The following is a 21,397-nucleotide window of genomic DNA, read 5'->3' as shown; positions in this document are numbered from 1 at the left end:
AGAAAGCCGGCCAGGGTGGGAGATCACCGGGTCGGGTCGCGCATGCTGGGTCTTTTCAGGCTAGAAGCGGCTTATAGGCAAATGTATTTGCAAACGGAACCCCATAAATCGCGGAATCGACAGGAATCCAACACGGCGCGAAAGACTATTTCCCATCAGACACGACCGCCACCCGGATTTCGCCGCCGCCTTGCTTCCGGAAGTGCGAAAGCGGGAGTCCCATCAAGCGCTTGGCGCGTCTTCTTTACGTGAAACGCCGGCGCACATCCTCGGCATAGCTGCGGCTGACCGGGATTTCCGTGCCGTCGCGGGTGAGGATCAGCAGCCTGCCATTGTCGCGTTTCAGGCTTTCGACATGGGCGTCGGCCACCCAGTGCGAGCGATGGACGCGAAGGCCCGGCGTCGCGGCGGTTTCCCTCAGCGCATCGGCGAAACGCAAGAGCACCAGTTCGCGCCCGCGGCTGGTCACCACCTCGGTATAGTGGTCCTGGACGGAAAGGCGCAGCAGCGAGCCACGATTCTCAGGCTTCAGCCGGTCGAGGATCGAGGCTGCGGGGCTGGTTTCCTGAGGCGCTGCGGCTTCGGCTATTTTCTGGCTCATCGCCATATAGGTCAAAAGGCAGAAGAGGGCGCAGAGCGGCACTGCAAAAAGCGCGCGCTGCAGGCCACTTTCGAGCGTGGTCGCTTCGCCGGCGAAGACATGGTCGACGAGGCCGATGGCAAAACCGATCGGCAGGGCGGCTATCAGCGAGCCCGCCATCATGCGGGCGAACATGGAAACGATCATTCCCCGCAGCAGTCTTTCGGCCGTGACTGCGCAGAGAATGGCGATCGTCCAGGCAAGGGCATGCAGGGTCAGCCAGTAGGCGAGGCGTTCGCCGAAGGCCATGCTTTCCATCGTGCCGTAGGGGCCGGTGACGGCAAAGAGCAGGACGATCGCGGCAAAGGTTCCCCAGAAACGCCGGGAGTGGAGAAAGACCTGCAATTCGCGAAGCGTGGATTGCAAGAAGAGGTGAATCACGAAGTTTTCCTGCCGTTCGCGCGGTTCGGATTGAGGCGAATGAAGTCTTGGCGGAAAGAAGGATCGAATTCAACCGGATGTCGCTCATGACCCTCGAACCGCTCCTCGGCGCCCCGCTCGCCGTTCAGATCCATGTTACTGCTGTTACGCCGGCGGCACTTCTCGGCGCCTATATCCTGCTGCGCCCCAAGGGCACGCCGCTGCACCGGCTGCTCGGCAGGATCTGGATGGCGCTGATGGTTGTCACGGCGGTATCGAGCTTCTTCATTCATGAACTTGATCTCTTCTACGGGTTCAGCCCGATCCATCTTCTGTCGATTGCAACATTGTTCGGCAGCTGGAATGCGATCGCGGCGGCTCGTCGCGGTGATATCCGTCTGCACAAGCGCATCGTCGCAGGCCTTTATTTCGGCGGCATCGTCCTTGCCGGCCTGTTCACTTTCGTGCCTGGCCGGATCATGCATGCGGTCGTCTTCACCGGCGCGGAATGGACGGCTGCCCTTGCCGCGGCGGCGATCGGCTCGATCCTGGTCGCAATCGTGCTGCGTCGCCGACGCGGGCGCCTGGTTGCCCGATGAAGTCGCTGGAATTCCGACCGCCGACGGATATATAACTCCTTGAGCGCAAGCACAGGCATTGCCGGGGAGAGCGAAGATGGAATGGAAGGGCCGGCGTCAGTCCGACAATATCGAGGATCGCCGCAGCGATCCGACCGGCGGCGGTTTCGGCCGCGGCGGCGGCTTCAACTTTCCTTCCGGCGGCGGTGTTCGCCGGGCCGGTGGCGGCCTCAGCATCGGCACGATTGTCTTCCTCATCGTCATCTATTTCATATTCAAGATGATGGGCATCGATCTGCTGCAGATGCTCGATACCGGCGGCACGACGAGCGGCCCCGGCTACGAGCAGAGCCAGTCCGGCGGAACACGCACACCCGCCAATGATGAGATGACTGGATTCATGCGCACCGTTCTTGCCGAGACCGAGGATACCTGGCAGGGCATCTTCCAGGCGCAGGGCCAAAATTACGAAGAGCCGCGTCTCGTGCTGTTCTCGGGCTCGACGGCATCGGCCTGCGGCTCCGCATCATCGGCAACAGGCCCGTTCTACTGCCCGAGCGACCACAAGGTCTATCTCGATACCGAATTCTTCCAGGAGCTTTCCGACCGCTTCGGCGCATCGGGTGATTTCGCGGAGGCCTATGTCGTTGCCCATGAGGTCGGCCATCACGTGCAAAACCTGCTCGGCATCCTGCCGAAGTTCAACCAGGCCCGCCAGCGCATGAGCGAGGCCGACGCCAACAAAATGTCGGTGCGCGTCGAGCTGCAGGCCGATTGCTTTGCCGGCATCTGGGGCAAATATACCCAGCAGAAGGGCCTGCTCGAGTCAGGCGATCTGGAGGAAGCGCTGAACGCAGCCCAGCAGATCGGCGACGATTCGTTGCAGAAGCGGTCACAGGGTTATGTCGTCCCGGAAAGCTTCAACCACGGTACCTCGGAACAGCGGGTCAGATGGTTCAAGCGCGGCTTCGACAGCGGCCAGCTGTCGGCCTGCGATACGTTCTCGGGACCAGTTTGAGGGGGACGACGGCTTCTCTCAACGGAGAAAGGGCGGCGATATCTTCCAGCGGTTGTTGCCCTTCGCTTGCGCTCGAGGCATTCGCTCCTATCGTCGCTCACCCCCTCAACCGCCTGCCGGCACCTTCTCCCCGCTGGGGAGAAGAGATTTGTGGCGGCGCCTTGCTTCCTGTCATCCGCAATGAAGTTTCGAGGTGAGGCTTCGGCTTGCTTCCCCTTCTCCCCAGCGGGAAGGTGCCCGTAGGGCGGATGAGGGGGCCGCGCGGCACGACGTCAAGCCCTTTCAATCCGCCCTGTGCCTACTTCTCGCTGTCCATATGCTGCAGCATATGCTCGGGATAACGCCCACCCGCGGCCGCGTCTTTCGGCACGGCGCGTTCGATGACGGCGAAATCTTCTGGTGACAGGTCGACGGCGCGTGAGCCGAGCGCTTCCGTCAGTCGGTCGCGGCGGCGAGCGCCGATGATCGGGACGATGTCCTTGCCCTTGGCGGCCACCCAAGCGATGGCGATCTGGGCGACCGAGACGCTCTTTGCCTGGGCAATCTCGCGCAGCTTCTCCACCAGAGCGAGGTTCTGCTCGATATTGCCTTCCCGGAAGCGCGGGCTGTAGGCGCGGAAATCGCCGGCCGTTCCGCCCTGGCCCTTCTGCCAGTGGCCGCTGATCAGGCCGCGCGAGAGCACGCCGTAGGCGGTGATCGAAATGCCGAGTTCGCGTGTCGTCGGCAGGATCTTCTCCTCGATGCCGCGCGAGATCAGCGAATATTCGATCTGCAGGTCGACGATCGGGGCGACAGCGGCGGCGCGGCGGATCGTGTCGGCGCCGACTTCCGACAGGCCGACATGCCTGACATAACCTGCCTTGACCATGTCGGCGATGGCGCCGACCGTGTCCTCGATCGGTACGTTCGGATCGAGGCGGGCGGGGCGGTAGATGTCGATATAGTCGATGCCAAGGCGCTGCAGCGTATAGCTGAGGAAGTTCTTCACCGCGACCGGGCGGGCGTCGATGCCGCTCCAGCCGCCGACGGGATCGCGCAGGCCGCCGAACTTGACGCTGATGACGGCGTCCTCGCGCCTGCGGCCCTTCAATGCCTCGCCGATCAGCATTTCGTTATGGCCCATCCCGTAGAAATCGCCGGTGTCGAGCAGGTTGATGCCGGCATCGAGCGCGGCATGAATCGTGGCGATGCTTTCTGCGCGATCGGAGGGGCCGTACATGCCCGACATGCCCATGCAGCCGAGGCCGATGGCCGAGACATCGGGTCCGGTCTTTCCCAAACGATAGGTCTGCATTGTCTTCTCCTTCCTCTATGCCGAAGCGGCGCCGGCGGGCTTCTGCGCGGCGTCGCCGGACGCCGTTTTACCGCTTTCGCATTCGGGCGATAATCGGACGACATCGAACAGGCTGTGCGGGGAAATGCACAATGATCGGTCTTGTCTTCTGATCTGGATGCCGTCGCGGCGATTGCAAGGGAACGCATTGCCCGGCGATCCGTTGGGCGGCTGGCGATTTTCTGAAACTGGAACTACGGCGCGCGCCCACCGGTTGAGGCCTCTCATAAATTTCCCGTTGCGCATTATCAAAAACTTTGAAATGTTCACGGATTGTTTCGGTTTCTTTTCTGAGCTATGTCACTTTCTCGGCGACGAGATCGTCTTTTCAGAACCAACCGCTGTAGAGATGCCTCATGCTTGACCCGAAATTCGTTCGCCGCGGCCTTTTCCTGGTCTTCATCATCCTTTTCCTCGACATTATCGGCATCGCCATCATCATGCCGGTGCTGCCCGCCTATCTGGAGCAGTTGACCGGCGGCAGCGTCAGCGACGCGGCGATCGACGGCGGCTGGCTGATGCTCGTCTATGCCGGCATGCAATTCCTGTTCGCGCCGCTGCTCGGAAACCTGTCCGACCGTTTCGGCCGCCGGCCGATCCTGTTGCTTTCGGTGCTGACCTTTGCGATCGATAATTTCATCTGCGGCATCGCCACCAGCTTCTGGATGCTGTTCGTCGGCCGCGTGCTTGCTGGCATCAGCGGCGGCAGCTTTGCCACCTGCTCGGCCTATATCGCCGATATCAGCACGGAGGAGAACCGGGCGAAGAATTTCGGGCTGATCGGCATCGCCTTCGGCGTCGGCTTCACCATCGGCCCCGTCGTCGGCGGTGTCCTCGGCGAATTCGGCCCGCGTGTGCCGTTCCTCGGCGCGGCTGCGCTGTCGCTTGTCAATTTCATCGCCGCCTGCTTCCTGCTGCCGGAAACGCTGGAGCCGAAGAACCGCCGCCGGTTCGAGTGGAAACGCGCCAATCCGCTCGGCACGTTGCGCCAGATGCGCCATTATCCCGGCATCGGCTGGGTCAGCCTCGTCATGTTCCTGTTCTTCCTGGCGCATGCCGTCTACCCCTCGGTCTGGTCGTTCGTCTCGACCTATCGCTACGGCTGGAGCGAGGGGCAGATCGGCCTGTCGCTCGGCATTTATGGCATCGGCGCCGTGATCGTCATGGGGCTGGTTCTGCCGCGGATCGTGCCGGTGCTCGGCGAATGGAAGACCGCTCTTCTCGGCCTCTGCTTCTCGGCCGTCGGTCTCACCGGCTATGCCTTCGCCTGGGAAGGCTGGGTCGTCTATGTCGTCATCGTTGCGACCGTCATGGAAAACGTCGCCGATCCGCCGCTGCGCAGCATCGCAGCCGGCATGGTGCCGCCCTCGGCGCAGGGTGAGCTGCAGGGTGCGCTTACCAGCCTCAGCAGCATCACCACCATCGCCGGGCCGCTGATCTTCACGCAGATGTTCGGCTACTTCACGCGGCCCGAGGCGCCGATCACTTTTGCCGGCGCGCCCTATCTTGCCGCAGCCCTGTTCATCCTGGTGGCCGCCGGCGTGTTCCTGCTGCGGGTCCGGGTCCGTGAGCGGGCCGAGGCGCTGGAAGCGGCCGGTTGATCGATCAGAAACGCTGATGCGATGATGAATTTTTCATCATCTGCCTCATTTGGGGTAGTTCTTTGCAGGGCTTTGATCTAAGCCCGGATGATATTTCGCCGCAAGCTGTGGCGACGCATATTTCAATCACAGGACTGGTGTCATGGACACGCCGATCGACGCGCGCAGACTTGCGCCGACAAAAGATAATCGTTGGAGCGCACATTTCCGTGCCACGCTGGCGCTCGGCATTCCGCTGATCGGCGCCCAGCTCGCTCAGCTCGGCATCCACACCACCGATGTGATGATCATCGGACGTCTCGGCGCCGAGCAGCTGGCGGCGATGGTGCTGTCGGCCCAGTTCCTTTTCACGATCCTGATCTTCGGTTCGGGCTTTGCGATCGCCGTCATTCCGCTGGTGGCGCAGGCCTATGGCCGCGGCGACGTCGTCTCGGTGCGCCGATCGCTGCGCATGGGTCTCTGGGTGGTGATCGGATTCTGGATCATCATGCAACCGGCCTTCTTCAATGCGGAACAGATCCTGCTTTTTGCGCAGCAGAAGCCCGAGGTGGCCAAGCTCGCACACGGCTACATCATGATCGGTCAGTTCGGCGTGCTGCCGGCGCTGCTCTTCAACGTCATGCGCTCGCTCGTCAGCGCCATCGGCAAGGCGGGCATCATCCTCAACGTCACCATCGCCACGTTGGTGATGAACGCGATCTTCGCCTATATCCTCGTGCTCGGCCATTTCGGCTTTCCGGCGATGGGGCTCGAGGGCGCGGCGATCGTTTCGGTCGCCGTGCAGACGGCCGGCTTCCTCTTCATCCTGGCTTTCGTGCAGCGGCGGGAAGAGACGCGGCGCTACGAGATCTTCGTGCGGTTCTGGAAACCCGACTGGCACGCGCTGCTGGAGGTCATCCGGCTCGGTTTCCCGATCAGCGTCACCATCCTTGCCGAGGTCAGCCTGTTCACGGTGGCTTCGCTGCTGATGGGCTATATCGGCACCATCGAGCTTGCGGCTCATGGCATTGCCCTGCAATGGGCCTCGATCGCCTTCATGATTCCGCTCGGCCTCAGCCAGGCGGCAACGGTGCGCGTCGGTGTCGCCCACGGGCAGGGCGATTATCAGGGGCTGGTGCGCGCTTCGATCACCGTGCTCGTCCTCGCCTGCGCCATTTCGGCCGTGGGCAGCGTGCTCTTTGCCTCCATGCCGCAATTCCTCGGCAGCTGGTTCCTCGACGTCAACTCGCCCGAGGCGCCCGAGGTACTAGCCTATGCCGGGCCGCTGATCGTCGTTGCCGGCCTTTTCCAGCTGGTCGACGGGCTGCAGGTGATCGCTAATGGATTGCTGCGTGGCCTCAAGGACGCGCGCGTGCCAATGATCATGGCGTTGATCGCCTACTGGCCGATCGGCTTCTTCCTCGCCTGGGCCTTTGCCTTCCCGCTCGGTTTCGGCGGCATCGGCATCTGGTTCGGCTTCCTCGTCGGGCTGGCGGCTGCCGCCGTCATGCTCTGCGCGCGCTTCTACCTTCTTCTTCGCCGGGAGGCGGAACTGGCCCACGCCTGAGCCGGCCGCCTCCGCCGTCAGGCCGCGACAGGCTTGTAGCCGGCGATATCGGCGTGAATGCCGAGACGCGCAAACATTTCCTGCGGATCGAAATTGGCGGCCTTGTGGGCCGCAGCGACGGCGGCCCGCGCGCGTTCGACGACCTCTGTATTTTCCCATTCGGCAATCGTGACGAAATTGAATTCGCCTGGACCGGCGACCTGCTCCAGCACCCTGTGATCGATGAAACCGTCCTGCGCCTCCAACAGTTTGTGGGTCATCATCACTTTGACGAGAAATTCCTCGCGTGCCGCCGCCGGCACGATGAACTTGTCTACTCGAAAGAAAGCTCCGCTCATCCAGTTATCTCCTGCATCAGATGTCTGCAGGCAGATCTGTAATTCCTCAAGTTAACCTGAGGTCAATAGGCGGATAAAGAAAAAGGCCCGCCTGGGCGAGCCTTTGGGCTACCGACAAAGCAGGCCAACTCCTCTTTCGTTATGCTCGGGCTTGTCCCGAGCATCTGCCTTCGATCTATATGTGGCAGATCCTCGGCACAGGGCCGAGGATGACGAAGAGTGAGGTTTGTCAACAAGTTAAAGGCCGACCTTGGCGGTCGGAAATCGCTAGAAATCAGCGTTCGGCGAGCGCCGGTTCGCCCTTCTTCTCGCGCACCATGTTGATGAAGCGGCGGAAGAGGTAGTGGCTGTCCTGCGGGCCTGGAGAGGCTTCCGGATGGTGCTGGACGGAGAAGACCTGCTTGCCGAGGACGCGCAGGCCGCAATTGGTGCCGTCGAAAAGCGAAATATGAGTCTCTTCAACGCCATCCGGCAGCGACTTCGAGTCGACCGCGAAGCCGTGGTTCATCGAGACGATCTCGACCTTGCCGGTCGTATGGTCCTTGACGGGGTGGTTGGCGCCGTGATGGCCCTGATGCATCTTCTCGGTCTTCGCACCGAGTGCCAGGCCCAGCATCTGGTGGCCGAGGCAGATGCCGAAGACCGGGATATCGGTCTTGATCAGTGTCTTGATCACAGGCACGGCATAGTCGCCGGTTGCCGCCGGATCGCCCGGGCCGTTCGACAGGAAGATGCCGTCCGGCTGCATGGCGAGCACGTCTTCGGCGCTCGTTGCGGCCGGCACGACGGTTACCTTGCAGTCGAGGCCGGCAAACAGGCGCAGGATGTTGCGCTTGACGCCGTAATCGAGGCAGACGACGTGGTATTTCGCGTCTGTCGCCTTGAGTTCACCGTAACCTTCATTCCATACCCACGGCGTTTCGGTCCATTGCGAGGACTGGCCCGACGAGGCGATCTTGGCGAGGTCGAGACCTTCAAGGCCACTCCAGGCTTTGGCTTCGGCCTTCAGCGTCTCGATGTCGAAGACGCCGTTCGGATCGTGGGCGATCACCGCGTTCGGAGCGCCGTTCTCACGGATCCAGGCGGTCAGTGCACGGGTGTCGATGCCGCAGAGACCGATGACGCCGCGGGCCTTCAGCCATTGGTCGAGGTGCTTGGCGGCGCGGTAGTTCGAGGGCTCAGTGATGTCGGCCTTGAAGATGACGCCGACGGCGCCGTGGCGGGCGGCAGGCGTCAGATCCTCGATGTCTTCATCATTGGTGCCGATATTGCCGATATGCGGGAAGGTGAAGGTGACGATCTGGCCGAGATAGGAGGGGTCCGTCAGGATCTCCTCGTAGCCGGTGAGCGCTGTGTTGAAGACCACTTCGGCCGGCACCTTGCCGGTGGCGCCGATGCCCTTGCCTTCGATGACCGTGCCGTCGGCAAGAACGAGCAGGGCGGTCGGCTTTTCGATTGTCCAGGGTGCTGTCGCGGTCATCTTCATCCCGTTTCCGGCAGGTGGGCGCGTTGTCGCGCTCGTCGCCATTTGATTTCGCAGGCGTGTGGACACGGCAATGCCGCGCGCTTCAGGCCTGATCACGAATTTTGGTGCAGGTGGCGGTAAATAGCCACGCAATCGCTTAGCGTCAATCTTTGTAGCCGAGATGGCGGCCGTTTTCCTGCGCTTTATCGCGCTGACCGCGCAATTTATTTGATCCGCCACATCAGCGTGGTTTATGAAGCGGCATCAAAACAGGAGTGAAGACCATGCTGCGCGATCAACTCGCCACCCAGCTGAAAGAGGCGATGAAGGCCAAGAATGCGGAGCGGCTTTCCACCGTCCGGCTGATTCAGGCCGCGGTCAAGGACCGCGATATCGCCAACCGCGGCACCGGCAAGGAGCAGGCGAGCGACGACGAGATTCTGCAGATCCTCGCCAAAATGGTGAAGCAGCGTGACGAATCGGCAAAGATCTACGAGGAGAATTCCCGCCCGGAGCTTGCGGCCAAGGAGCGCGCCGAAATCATCGTCATCCAGGATTTCATGCCGAAGCAGCTTTCGGACAGCGAAGTGCGCGCCAACGTCTCGGCGATCATCACTGAAACGGGTGCCGCAGGCGCCAAGGACATGGGCAAGGTGATGGCGGCGCTGAAGGAGCGCTATGCCGGCCAGATGGATTTCGCCAAGGCGTCGGCGACCGTCAAGGAACTGTTGAACGGATAAGCCTCAGATAGCTTGCCTTGCCTGCGGTTCGTCACGGACCGCAGGCCCGAGCACCGCTTCGGCGGCGGCATCAATGATGGCGAATTTCGCCGCTTGATAATTCCAGTATTCGCGGATGAAATGGGCCGAAAGCCAGAAGTTGCCCTTGCGGGAGGGTTCCGTCCAGCCGATGCTCCCCATGGTCGCTGCCTGCATCAGAAGCCGCTTCAGGTGGGTGTTGGAGATCATGAACTGTTCGCGGATTTCCCTGAGCGACAGAGGGCCGAGCACGACGCGGTCGGCTGACCTTGGAAATTCGGGAAGGCGCGAGATCAGGTAGTCCATCACCAGCCCGCCGGAATTCGCCCAGTTGAAGAGGTTGAAGGTGGCGCCCGGGCTGCGCACCGCTTCACTCCCGATGATCGCTCTTGCGATCAGCGGCTGGATCGCTGCCATCATCGCCGAGGGGTCGGCGGTGATCTTATCGGCGCGCTCGCCGCCGTCGAGGCTGTCGAGGATCATCATATGGGCGACGAGCCATCGGGTGAAATGCTGCTCGGCGATTTCGGTAGGCTCCAGATAGCGTGTGCGCTTGTCGGGGCCGGGAACCGGTCGCAGGAAGCGATAGGCCAGCATTTCCTGCATGAAGGCCGCGGCCGTGTTGCGGCTGGCAATATCGTTTCTGACTGCAAAATCGATGAAGCGGCCGGAATACAGGCCGCCGCTCTTCCCGTCGTCGGAATAACCGTAATGGAGCGCGAAGCCGGTATGGGCCATCAGCCAGCGCTGCTGCGCGGCGAAGATCGAGGCGATGCGCGGGCTCTCGCGATAGATGGCGAGCATCTGATCGGCGCAATGCAGGATCGCAGCGAGAAAGCGATCGTCTGCTGCGAGATTGTCCGCGGTAAAAGCCATTTGGAGAGGTCCAGGGAGTTCGGCGCATACATCTTTCATGCAGGCGCCGCCTGTCAACGGTTTTGTCAATAAGCGGTTAATTTCAAAGGGAGAGTTGTCGCAAGGAGAGCCAAAATTTAAGAAGGCAGGAGCTGGGGGCGCTCCTGCCTTCTTGCTCTTTGCGTCCACCGGCACGCAGGGCCGAAGCCCAAGCCGGAGGGTATTTGCAAAGGCACCCTTGCGAAGCGGCGCCGGGGGTAGGGATGGTGCTTCGCTCGGGGATCGCTTTGTTGAGATCGAACCTATTGCGGTGCGGCGGCTTATTCAAATTACAAAAAAATAATAATTGCCGGAATCGGCGATTTGGGAGGCGTCGAGGCGGGCTCTCGGGAGGTGGTGCGGAGGATGATGAGGCGCAATCACCTGAGGGAATAATCCATTGTTTCCAAAATATTTTTTCTCACCTCTGTTGGATGTCGTCGCCCTTGCTGAAGTTTTTCTGACGGCGGAATTCCGGCTCTGAAGGGACAATAATGTCGCACCCTGTCGCAGGGGGCGATAACGCGTTGTTGATTGGATAACCGGAGCCGCGGATGACGGCCTCATAGCCTGTGAATAGCGGGTTTTCATGACAAGTTTCGTGGCATGGAGCGGAAAAGCAGCTTATATGGGAGCTGGCCAAGAGGTATAAATGCGCTTTTCCAACACCTTTCTCGATGATATTCGCGACCGCGTTCCGATTTCGAACGTGATCGCGCGCCGCGTGAGCTGGGACAAGCGCAAGACCAACGTGTCCCGCGGCGACTACTGGGCCTGCTGCCCGTTCCACGGCGAGAAATCGCCGAGCTTCCATTGCGAGGACCGAAAGGGCCGCTACCACTGCTTCGGCTGTGGGGTGACAGGAGACCATTTCCGTTTCCTGACAGAACTTGAAGGTCTGAGTTTCCCCGAGGCGGTACAGCAGATCGCCGATATGGCCGGCGTGCCGATGCCGCTTGCCGATCCTGTGATGGAGAAGCGCGAGAAGGAGCGGGGCTCGCTGATCGACGTCATGGAAATGGCGACCCAATTTTTCCAGGATCAGCTGCAGACGGCGAATGGGGCGAGGGCGCGCGCCTATCTGCGCGACCGCGGATTGACGGGACGCACCATCGAGACCTTCCGTCTCGGCTTTGCGCCCGACAGCCGCAATGCGCTCAAGGAATTCCTCGCCGGCAAGGGTGTACTCAAGGAACAGATCGAGGCCTGCGGTCTGGTCGTCCATGAAAACGTGCCGGTTTCCTACGATCGTTTCCGCGACCGCATCATGTTCCCGATCCTGTCGTCGCGGGAAAAGGTGATCGCTTTCGGCGGCCGCGCCATGTCGGCTGACGCGCCGGCGAAATATCTGAACTCCAACGAGACGGAGCTCTTCCACAAGGGCAATGTCCTTTACAATTTCGCCCGCGCGCGGCGCGCGATCCAGGGGCCGGGCCGCGGCGATCCTCAGGACGACAATGCGACCGGCACCATCATCGCCGTCGAAGGCTATATGGACGTGATCGCGCTGTATCAGGCGGGCATCGAGAATGCCGTTGCGCCGCTCGGCACGGCGCTTACCGAAAACCAGCTCGAGCTGCTCTGGAAGATGGTGCCGCAGCCGGTGCTCTGCTTCGACGGCGACGGCGCCGGCATCCGCGCCGCCAATCGCGCCGCCGAACTGGCGCTGCCGCATCTGAAGCCCGGCCGTTCCGTTCGCTTCGCGCTTCTGCCCGACGGCAAGGATCCCGACGATCTGGTGCGCGATGACGGGCGCGCGCCTTTCGACAAGGTGATGAGCCAGGCAAAGCCGCTCTCCGAGATGCTGTGGAGCCGGGAGGTCAACAACGGCAAGTTCGACACGCCGGAGGCGCGCGCCGAGCTCGAGGCGCGGCTGAAGCAACTGGTCGCCGTAATCGCCGACGAGAATGTCCGCCGTCACTACCAGCAGGATATTCGCGATCGGCTGAACATTTTCTTCCAGCCGCAGTTCCAGAACCGCAACAATGGCGATCGCCGCGGCGGCTTCAACGGCAATGGCAATTACCGGACGGGCCGCGACAATGCCGGCAAGGCCGGGCCGAAAAGCCCCAGCGTCATTTCAGAAAGGCTCGCCCGCTCGGGTCCCGTGCGCGGCCACCAGAACAATACGGCGCTGCGCGAATGCGTGCTGGCGCTGACCGTCGTCAATCACCCCTCGCTGATGATCGACGATTATGACGAGATCGCCGCGATCGAATATGACAGCCGCGAGCTGCAGCGGCTCTGGTCGGCGATGCTGGGAGCCGCCGCGGCCGTCGCTGGCCCGCATCTGACGCGCGAATATCTGACCGAAAGGCTGGAATTCGAAGGCTTCGGCCCGCTGATCAAGAGCCTCGACCAGCAGGTGCGCAATGCCCGGCTCTGGATCGCGACCGAGGAGGCGGCGATGGAGGATGCGCGTGAGGGATACCGCCAGGCGCTGGCTTCCCACAAGCGGGCGAAGGCGCTGCGCCGGCAGAAGATCGAACTCGAGCGCGAGATCGCGCTGGCAACCGAAGCCGGCGACGGCGAGGCGATCGTTCAGCTGATGCGAGCACAGCAGGAAGTGCATTTCGAAGGGGTGCGCCTTGAGAACCAGGAGGCCATCATCGATGGCTTCGGCGTGCTTTCCGGCCGCGTCAAAGGGGCGGCGAACCACTGATGTCGCTGACCGAACGAAACGAACCGGGCTTTTCCGCTTCCGGCGCGCTGTTTTCTTCCGGCCGCTCGCCGCTCGATATCCTCAAGCAGGTCTACGGCTATTCCTCCTTCCGCGGCAAGCAGCAGCAGGTGGTCGAGCATGTGGTTTCCGGCGGCGATGCGGTCGTGCTCTTTCCCACAGGCGCCGGCAAGTCGCTGTGCTTCCAGATCCCGGCGCTCTGCCGCGACGGTGTCGGTATCGTCGTTTCGCCGCTGATTGCGCTGATGCGCGATCAGGTGGAGGCGATGAAGCAGCTCGGCATCCGCGCCGCAGCACTCAACTCGTCGCTGTCGCGCGAGGAGTTCGTCGAGGTTCGACGCGCGCTTTCGGCAGGCCAGCTCGACCTTCTCTACGTGACGCCCGAGCGCATTCTGACCGATGGTTTCCGCGAGCTGATCGCCAACGAAAAGATCGCCCTGTTTGCCATTGACGAGGCCCATTGCGTCTCGCAATGGGGCCATGATTTCCGGCCGGAATATCGCGAACTCGGCCGGCTCGGCGAGCAATATCCCGGTGTGCCCCGCGTGGCGCTGACGGCGACGGCCGATCCGCATACGCGCGACGACATGATCGAGCGGCTGGGGCTCGATACTGCCGAGATCTTTACCACCAGTTTCGACCGACCGAATATTGCCTACGAGATCGTCGAGCGCGACCAGCCGCGCCAGCAGCTGTTGCGGTTCCTGTCCGGCCACAAGGGCGACAGCGGCATCGTCTATTGCCTGTCGCGCGCCAAGGTCGAAGATACGGCCGAATGGCTGAACGGGCAGGGCATCCGCGCGCGTGCCTATCATGCCGGCATGGACAGGGCGGTTCGTGACGCCAATCAGGATGCCTTCCTGAAAGAGGAGAACCTTTGCCTGGTCGCCACAGTCGCCTTCGGCATGGGCATCGACAAACCGAACGTGCGCTATGTCGCCCATCTCGACCTGCCGGGCTCGGTAGAAGCTTATTATCAGGAGACTGGGCGCGCCGGCCGCGACGGCCTGCCGTCCGAAGTCTGGATGGCCTACGGCATGGCCGACGTCATCCAGCGCGGCCGGATGATCGACGAGGGCAATGCCGCCCCAGAGATCAAGCGCGTCGAGCGCGCCAAGCTCAACGCATTGCTGGCGATCTGCGAGACCGCCTCCTGCCGCCGCCAGGCAATCCTTGCCCATTTCGGCGAGGCTCATGCCGGCCACTGCGGCAATTGCGACACCTGCCTGAAGCCGGTCGAGACCTGGGAGGGCACGGAGGCGGCGATCAAGGCGCTTGCCGCCGTCTACCGCACCGGCGAGCGTTTCGGCGCTGGCCATGTCGTCGACGTGCTCCTCGGCAACGTCAACGAAAAGACCGAACGTTTCGGCCATGCCGAAATGCCGGTCTTCGGCGCCGGCAAGGATATTCCAGCGCGCGTCTGGCAGTCGGTCTTCCGCCAGTTGCTCGCCATGGGGCTGATCCGCGTCGACCACGAGGCCTTCGGGGCATTGAAGCTCGAGCCGGAGGCGCGCTCCGTCTTCAAGCACGAGCGGCAGGTGTTCTTCCGCAAGGACCGGCCGGCCTCTGAACGGCGCACGAAGAAGGCTGAGCGCAGCGAGCGCAAATCGGGACTATCAGGCGCCGACGGCAGTCTCTTCGAGGCGCTCAGAGCCGAGCGCATGGCGATCGCCAAATCGCTCGGCGTGCCGCCCTATGTCGTCTTCCCCGATACGACGCTGATCGCCTTCGCCACGGAGCGGCCTGGCAGCCGCAAGGAATTGCTCGCCATATCAGGCGTCGGGCAGGCGAAGCTCGAACGTTACGGCGATGCCTTTCTGGAGATCATCCTGGCGCAGGACAACGGCTGAGCGGACCCGTCTGATCCTTGAGATCGGGCGAGGAGGCATGGTACTGCTGCCTTCAAGAGAGGAGCGCCGATGGCCCAGAATATCTACGACAAACCGGAATTCTTTGGCGAATACAGCCAGATGCGGCGTTCCGTTCATGGTCTCGAGGGGGCGTCCGAATGGCCGGCGGTGCGCGCGCTTCTGCCCGATCTTGCCGGCAAGCGCGTCGTCGATCTCGGCTGCGGTTTCGGCTGGTTTTCGCGTTTCGCCATGGCTCGAGGTGCTGCAAGCGTGCTTGCGCTCGACATCTCGGAAAAGATGATCGCCAGAGCAAGGGCCGATGCGGCTGAAGCAGCGATCACCTACGAGATCGCCGATCTCGAGCATCTGACGCTTGCTCAAGCTTCTTTCGATTTCGCTTACAGCTCGCTGGCGCTGCATTATATCGAGGATTTCGCCGGTCTCGCCGCGACTGTCTATCGCGCGCTTTTGCCGGAATCGCATTTCGTCTTCACCATCGAGCATCCGGTCTTCATGGCGCCGACCAATCCCGCCTGGGCAGCCGATGCCGAGGGGCGGCGCATCTGGCCGCTCGACCGCTATTCCGTCGAAGGTCCGCGCACCACCGACTGGCTCGCGAAGGGTGTCGTCAAGCAGCACCGCAAGCTCGGCACGACGCTGAACACCTTGATCGCGGCCGGTTTTACCATTCGCCATGTCGAGGAATGGAGCCCGAACGAAGATGAGCTCCACGACAATCCGGATTGGGCGGAGGAGTTGGACCGGCCGATGTTCCTGCTGATCTCGGTTCAGCGCTGAGAAGACAAGCCGGCGGCAATATGCTAACCCGGCGGGCAAACGGAAATCTCTGGGAAAGGCCGTCCATGACCTCGCAATTTCTCTCCCATCTCAGCAACGAGATCTCAGCGCTGAAGGATGCCGGCCTCTACAAATCCGAGCGCGTCATCAGCTCCAAGCAGGCGGGCGAGATCGCGATTTCCACCGGCGAGCGGGTGCTGAATTTCTGCGCCAACAACTATCTCGGCCTTGCCGACAACGAGGAACTGGCCGAGGCCGGCAAGCAGGCGCTCGACCGATACGGCTACGGCATGGCCTCGGTGCGCTTTATCTGTGGCACGCAGGAAGAGCATAAGCAGCTCGAAGCGCGCATCTCCTCCTTCCTCGGCATGGAAGACACGATCCTCTATTCCTCCTGCTTCGATGCCAATGGCGGCCTGTTCGAAACGCTTCTGTCGGAGGAGGACGCGATCATCTCGGACGCGCTGAACCACGCCTCGATCATCGACGGCGTCAGGCTTTCGAAGGCCAAGCGCTTCCGCTACGCCAACAACGATATGGCAGCGCTCGAAGAGGAACTGAAAAAGGCCGAAGGCAGCCGCTTCAAGCTGGTCGCCACCGACGGTGTCTTCTCGATGGACGGCATCATCGCCAATTTGGGCGGCGTCTGCGATCTCGCCGAGAAATACGGCGCTATGGTCATGGTCGATGACAGCCATGCCGTCGGCTTCGTCGGCAAGAATGGCCGTGGGTCGCCGGAATATTGCGGCGTCGAGGGCCGGATCGACATCATCACCGGCACGCTCGGCAAGGCGCTCGGCGGCGCCTCGGGCGGCTATACCTCCGCCAAGGCCGAGGTCGTCGAATGGCTGCGGCAGCGCTCGCGGCCCTATCTGTTCTCGAACACGCTGGCGCCCGTCATCGCCGCCGCCTCGCTCAAGGTGTTCGACCTCATCGAAAACGGCGATGCCCTGCGCAAACGGCTTTCCGACAATGCCGATCTCTTCCGCACAGAAATGACCAAGCTCGGCTTCAAGCTTGCCGGCGAGGGCCATCCGATCATCCCCGTCATGCTGGGTGACGCCAAGCTCGCCCAGGATATGGCAAGCCTGATGCTGAGGAAGGGGATCTATGTGATCGGCTTCTCCTTCCCCGTCGTGCCGAAAGGCCAGGCCCGCATCCGCACGCAGATGTCGGCGGCGCATTCGCGGGCGGATGTGGAGCGGGCAATTGCGGCCTTTGCCGAGGCAGGGCGGGAATTGGGTGTGATTTGAGTGGGATTTGAGAATAGGGTTTGCCCCTCACCCTAACCCTCTCCCCGCCAGCGGGGAGAGGGGACCTGCCAAACGCAGCGTTGAGGGGAAGGAAGCCGGTGCGGCATATCCCTTCGCCCCGCGTGCGGGGAGAAGGTGCCGGCAGGCGGATGAGGGGCTGCGACAGATACGGAGCCAAGGAATACAGATATGTCGAACATGATGAAGGCGCTGGTCAAAGCGAAACCGGAAGTCGGGCTCTGGATGGAGAATGTGCCGGTGCCCGAGGTCGGGCCGAACGACGTGCTGATCCGGGTGAAGAAATCGGCGATCTGCGGCACCGACGTCCATATCTGGAACTGGGATCAGTGGGCGCAGAAGACCATTCCGGTACCGATGGTGGTCGGCCATGAATTCTCCGGCGAGATCGCCGAGATCGGTTCGGCGGTCACCCGCTATCATGTCGGCGAGCGGGTTTCCGGCGAGGGGCATATCGTCTGCGGCAAGTGCCGCAACTGCCGGGCGGGCAGGGGCCATCTCTGCCGCAACACGCTCGGTGTCGGCGTCAACCGCCCGGGCTCCTTCGGCGAATTCGTCTGCATTCCCGAAAGCAATGTCGTGCCGATCCCGGATGATATTTCCGACGAGATCGCCGCGATCTTCGATCCGTTCGGCAATGCCGTGCACACCGCGCTCTCCTTCGATCTCGTCGGCGAGGACGTGCTCGTCACCGGCGCCGGGCCGATCGGCATCATGGGCGCGCTCGTCGCCAAGCGATCCGGCGCCCGCAAGGTCGTCATCACCGATATCAATCCGCACCGGCTGGAGCTGGCGCGCAAGCTCGGCATCGATCATGTCGTCGACGCATCGAAGGAAAACCTCGCCGACGTGATGAAGGCGATCGGCATGACGGAAGGATTCGACGTCGGGCTGGAAATGTCGGGGGCCGCACCTGCCTTCCGCGACATGATCGACAAGATGAACAATGGCGGCAAGATCGCCATCCTCGGCATCGCGCCGGCGGGCTTCGAAATCGACTGGAACAAGGTGATCTTCAAGATGCTCAATCTCAAGGGCATCTACGGCCGCGAGATGTTCGAGACCTGGTACAAGATGATCGCCTTCGTCCAGGGCGGCCTCGATCTCGCGCCCATCATCACCCACCGGATCGGCATCGACGATTTCCGCGACGGCTTCGAGGCGATGCGGTCGGGCAATTCCGGCAAGGTAGTGATGGACTGGATGTGAGGAGACGACATGCTCTATGAAGGAAGCTGCCATTGCGGCAACGTGGCTTTCGAGGTCGAAGGCGAATTCACCGAGGCGCTCGACTGTAATTGTTCGCTTTGCCGCAGGCGGGGCGGACTTCTCGCCTTCGTGCCGCGCGAGAAGCTGGTGCTGAAAACGCCGGAGGACAATGTCTCGACCTATACTTTCAACCGGCATGTCATTCAGCATCACTTCTGCGCCAATTGCGGCATCGCGCCGTTCGGCGAGGCCGTGGGTCCGAACGGTGCGGCCATGGCTTCGATCAATCTGCGCTGCATTCCCGCGGTCGATATCGGCGCGCTGACGGTGAAGGCGTATGACGGCGCGGCGCGTTAGCCACTATTCCTCAGGCCAAGCGCGCATATATCGTGTGTACAACTGCAAAAATTGTGGAAACAACCGGTACGGCGGGCAAAATATTTGCTGCCCTTGTCTTTTGTTCGCCGCATCTTAAATAAGGGTTCGCAATCGCTGCCGCGGTTCAAAGCCTGTGGATAAGGCTTTTTCCGTATTTTTGTGGGCTTTTTTTCTGGAAAAGCTTGACGAGAACAAAAAATGTGGGAATCACCGTTCGACTTGTTGAATGGTGAACTGGGTCAAGGCGGATCGCGCAACCATGGCCGGAAATCCAAGAGCAAGAAAGCTTTGCTGTCCGGTGCCGGTAATCGTGGTTAATCAGGCTTTAAATGTCATCCCGTTAGGTGGGCAAAGGTGATTCGAGGGCGGCGCGTGCGGCGCGTCAGGCCCTGAGACAGCCCGTTCACCGTAGCGAGATTGGATAGCGTCAGGAAGGCGACGATATAAATGGCAACCAAGGTCAAAGAGAACGAAGACGCGGAAGTCGAACGCGACGGCGCAAGCGACGGCCCTCTTCTCGATCTTTCCGACGACGCGGTCAAGAAGATGATCAAAGCCGCCAAGAAGCGCGGCTATGTGACCATGGACGAGCTTAACGCGGTCCTGCCGTCCGAAGAAGTGACGTCCGAGCAGATCGAAGACACGATGTCGATGCTGTCCGACATGGGCATCAACGTCATCGAGGACGAGGAAGCCGAGGAAGCCGGCGCTTCCGGCAGCAGCGATGACGACGACGCCGGCGGCGACGAGGAGAGCGAAGGCGGCGAACTGGCGCCTTCGAGCGGCACGGCGCTGGCGACTGCCAAGAAAAAAGAACCGACCGACCGTACCGACGATCCGGTTCGCATGTACCTGCGCGAGATGGGCTCGGTGGAGCTGCTTTCCCGCGAGGGCGAAATCGCGATCGCCAAGCGTATCGAGGCCGGCCGCGAGACGATGATCGCGGGTCTCTGCGAGAGCCCGCTGACCTTCCAGGCGCTGATCATCTGGCGCGACGAGCTCAACGAAGGCACGACGCTGCTGCGCGAGATCATCGATCTCGAAACGACCTATTCCGGCCCTGAAGCCAAGGCTGCGCCGCAGTTCCAGAGCCCGGAGAAGATCGAAGCCGATCGCAAGCTGGCAGAAGAGAAGGAAAAGACCCGTCGCGCCCGCTCCGGCGACGACGACATCACCGATGTCGGCGGCGAAGGCCTGCCTCCCGAGGAGGAGGAAGAGGACGAGGACGAATCCAATCTTTCGCTGGCGGCGATGGAAGCCGAGCTTCGCCCGCAGGTGATGGAGACGCTCGATACGATCGCCGAGACCTACAAGAAGCTGCGCAAGCTGCAGGACCAGCAGGTCGAGCAGCGGCTGTCGGCTTCCGGCACGCTGTCCACCGCCCAGGAGCGCCGCTACAAGGAACTCAAAGATGAGCTCATCAAGGCCGTCAAATCTCTGTCCTTGAACCAGAACCGCATCGACGCCCTCGTCGAGCAGCTCTACGACATCAACAAGCGCCTCGTTTCCAACGAGGGCCGCCTGCTGCGTCTGGCCGAATCCTACGGCGTCAAGCGCGACTCCTTCCTGGAGCAATACCAGGGCGCTGAGCTCGATCCGAACTGGATGAAGTCGATCGGCAATCTGGCCGCCCGCGGATGGAAGGAATTCGCCAGGGGCGAAAACACGACGATCCGCGACATTCGCCAGGAAATCCAGAATCTGGCGACCGAAACCGGTATCTCGATCTCGGAATTCCGCCGCATCGTCCATATGGTGCAGAAGGGCGAGCGCGAAGCGCGCATCGCCAAGAAGGAAATGGTCGAAGCGAACCTTCGCCTGGTCATCTCCATCGCCAAGAAGTACACGAACCGCGGCCTGCAGTTCCTCGACCTCATTCAGGAAGGCAATATCGGCCTGATGAAGGCGGTCGACAAGTTCGAATACCGCCGCGGCTACAAGTTCTCGACCTATGCGACATGGTGGATCCGTCAGGCGATCACCCGTTCGATCGCCGACCAGGCCCGCACGATCCGCATTCCGGTGCACATGATCGAGACGATCAACAAGATCGTCCGCACATCGCGCCAGATGCTGCACGAGATCGGCCGCGAGCCGACGCCGGAAGAGCTGGCCGAAAAGCTGGCCATGCCGCTCGAAAAGGTCCGCAAGGTCCTGAAGATCGCCAAGGAGCCGATCTCGCTCGAAACCCCTGTGGGCGACGAAGAGGATTCGCATCTCGGCGATTTCATCGAGGACAAGAACGCGCTGCTACCGATCGACGCCGCCATCCAGGCGAACCTGCGCGAGACGACGACCCGCGTTCTCGCCTCGCTGACGCCGCGCGAGGAACGTGTTCTGCGCATGCGCTTCGGCATTGGCATGAACACCGACCACACGCTCGAAGAAGTCGGCCAGCAGTTCTCGGTCACCCGCGAACGTATTCGCCAGATCGAGGCGAAGGCGCTGCGCAAGCTGAAGCATCCGAGCCGCTCCAGAAAGCTGAGAAGCTTCCTCGACAGCTAAGGCTTCGGCCACGTCGTTCTGATTGGAAAAGCCGGGCTTCGCGCCCGGCTTTTGCTTTTCCTGATTAATACCAATGATCCCAGGTGTCTTTCTTGTCCCTTCGTGGTGACAAGGCTATAATCCGGTCACGGGGGAAGGCATCGATCGCAACCCGCGAGCGAGAGCCGATGTGCGC

The 21,397-nt window shown here is 61.8% G+C and carries 17 protein-coding genes; 12 read left to right on the top strand and 5 right to left on the bottom strand.

Translation table 11 applies throughout. From position 1 onward, the window contains the following. Positions 1 to 244 precede the first annotated feature (244 nt). Positions 245 to 1,021, bottom strand: a complete 777-nt coding sequence (locus RL_RS17610; protein ID WP_011652901.1) for a LytTR family DNA-binding domain-containing protein — start codon at positions 1,019 to 1,021, stop codon at positions 245 to 247. A 47-nt stretch (positions 1,022 to 1,068) separates the two neighbouring features. On the opposite strand from RL_RS17610, the gene RL_RS17605 reads away from it, so the two are divergent. Next, positions 1,069 to 1,599, top strand: coding sequence for a DUF2306 domain-containing protein (locus RL_RS17605; RefSeq protein ID WP_041936404.1), 531 nt, complete (start codon positions 1,069 to 1,071; stop codon positions 1,597 to 1,599). Between the two features lie 76 nt (positions 1,600 to 1,675). After that, positions 1,676 to 2,596, top strand: a complete 921-nt coding sequence (locus tag RL_RS17600) for a KPN_02809 family neutral zinc metallopeptidase (RefSeq protein WP_011652899.1) — start codon at positions 1,676 to 1,678, stop codon at positions 2,594 to 2,596. Positions 2,597 to 2,894: 298 nt separating this feature from the next. On the opposite strand, the gene RL_RS17595 is transcribed toward RL_RS17600, so the two are convergent. Beyond that, positions 2,895 to 3,890, bottom strand: coding sequence for an aldo/keto reductase (locus RL_RS17595; protein ID WP_011652898.1), 996 nt, complete (start codon positions 3,888 to 3,890; stop codon positions 2,895 to 2,897). Positions 3,891 to 4,285: 395 nt separating this feature from the next. Here RL_RS17595 and RL_RS17590 point away from each other — a divergent pair, with 395 nt between their 5' ends. Together RL_RS17590 and RL_RS17585 are read left to right on the top strand one after the other, a co-directional pair. Next, positions 4,286 to 5,530, top strand: coding sequence for a TCR/Tet family MFS transporter (locus tag RL_RS17590; protein WP_011652897.1), 1,245 nt, complete (start codon positions 4,286 to 4,288; stop codon positions 5,528 to 5,530). A gap of 142 nt (positions 5,531 to 5,672) precedes the next feature. Further along, complete coding sequence (locus tag RL_RS17585) at positions 5,673 to 7,076, top strand: MATE family efflux transporter (protein ID WP_011652896.1); 1,404 nt, start codon at positions 5,673 to 5,675, stop codon at positions 7,074 to 7,076. 17 nt (positions 7,077 to 7,093) lie between these two features. Here the strand turns inward: RL_RS17585 and RL_RS17580 are convergent, their stop codons facing one another. Then, a complete protein-coding gene (locus tag RL_RS17580; RefSeq protein ID WP_011652895.1) occupies positions 7,094 to 7,414 on the bottom strand; it encodes an antibiotic biosynthesis monooxygenase family protein in 321 nt (106 codons plus the stop codon). A gap of 274 nt (positions 7,415 to 7,688) precedes the next feature. Then, positions 7,689 to 8,894: a glutamine-hydrolyzing carbamoyl-phosphate synthase small subunit gene (carA, locus tag RL_RS17575; RefSeq protein ID WP_011652894.1), complete on the bottom strand. Its 1,206-nt coding sequence runs from the start codon at positions 8,892 to 8,894 to the stop codon at positions 7,689 to 7,691. A 269-nt stretch (positions 8,895 to 9,163) separates the two neighbouring features. Between carA and RL_RS17570 the strand changes: the two genes are divergently transcribed. Further along, positions 9,164 to 9,619, top strand: a complete 456-nt coding sequence (locus RL_RS17570) for a GatB/YqeY domain-containing protein (protein ID WP_011652893.1) — start codon at positions 9,164 to 9,166, stop codon at positions 9,617 to 9,619. Between the two features lie 3 nt (positions 9,620 to 9,622). Here RL_RS17570 and RL_RS17565 read toward each other — a convergent pair whose 3' ends face one another. Then, complete coding sequence (locus tag RL_RS17565; protein ID WP_011652892.1) at positions 9,623 to 10,513, bottom strand: hypothetical protein; 891 nt, start codon at positions 10,511 to 10,513, stop codon at positions 9,623 to 9,625. Positions 10,514 to 11,183: 670 nt separating this feature from the next. On the opposite strand from RL_RS17565, the gene dnaG reads away from it, so the two are divergent. From dnaG to rpoD, 7 genes are all read left to right on the top strand, one after another. Next, positions 11,184 to 13,193, top strand: a complete 2,010-nt coding sequence (gene dnaG / locus RL_RS17560; RefSeq protein ID WP_011652891.1) for a DNA primase — start codon at positions 11,184 to 11,186, stop codon at positions 13,191 to 13,193. Continuing rightward, positions 13,193 to 15,061: a DNA helicase RecQ gene (gene recQ / locus RL_RS17555; RefSeq protein WP_011652890.1), complete on the top strand. Its 1,869-nt coding sequence runs from the start codon at positions 13,193 to 13,195 to the stop codon at positions 15,059 to 15,061. The genes dnaG and recQ overlap by 1 nt, the downstream gene beginning before the upstream one ends. A 69-nt stretch (positions 15,062 to 15,130) precedes the next feature. Beyond that, positions 15,131 to 15,859 (top strand): class I SAM-dependent methyltransferase, encoded by a 729-nt coding sequence (locus tag RL_RS17550; RefSeq protein ID WP_011652889.1) that lies wholly within the window; start codon positions 15,131 to 15,133, stop codon positions 15,857 to 15,859. A gap of 65 nt (positions 15,860 to 15,924) precedes the next feature. Next, positions 15,925 to 17,112 (top strand): glycine C-acetyltransferase, encoded by a 1,188-nt coding sequence (locus RL_RS17545; protein ID WP_011652888.1) that lies wholly within the window; start codon positions 15,925 to 15,927, stop codon positions 17,110 to 17,112. A gap of 189 nt (positions 17,113 to 17,301) precedes the next feature. Continuing rightward, a complete protein-coding gene (gene tdh, locus RL_RS17540) occupies positions 17,302 to 18,339 on the top strand; it encodes an L-threonine 3-dehydrogenase (RefSeq protein WP_011652887.1) in 1,038 nt (345 codons plus the stop codon). A gap of 9 nt (positions 18,340 to 18,348) precedes the next feature. Next, positions 18,349 to 18,696: a GFA family protein gene (locus RL_RS17535; RefSeq protein WP_011652886.1), complete on the top strand. Its 348-nt coding sequence runs from the start codon at positions 18,349 to 18,351 to the stop codon at positions 18,694 to 18,696. A gap of 468 nt (positions 18,697 to 19,164) precedes the next feature. Beyond that, entirely contained in the window at positions 19,165 to 21,222 is a 2,058-nt protein-coding gene (gene rpoD, locus RL_RS17530; protein ID WP_011652885.1) for an RNA polymerase sigma factor RpoD, read from the top strand. Positions 21,223 to 21,397 lie beyond the last annotated feature (175 nt).

The organism is Rhizobium johnstonii 3841 (assembly GCF_000009265.1).
GTDB lineage: Bacteria > Pseudomonadota > Alphaproteobacteria > Rhizobiales > Rhizobiaceae > Rhizobium > Rhizobium acaciae.
Note: the sequence above shows the minus strand (reverse complement) of the source record. Positions and strands in the feature narration are given on the sequence as shown.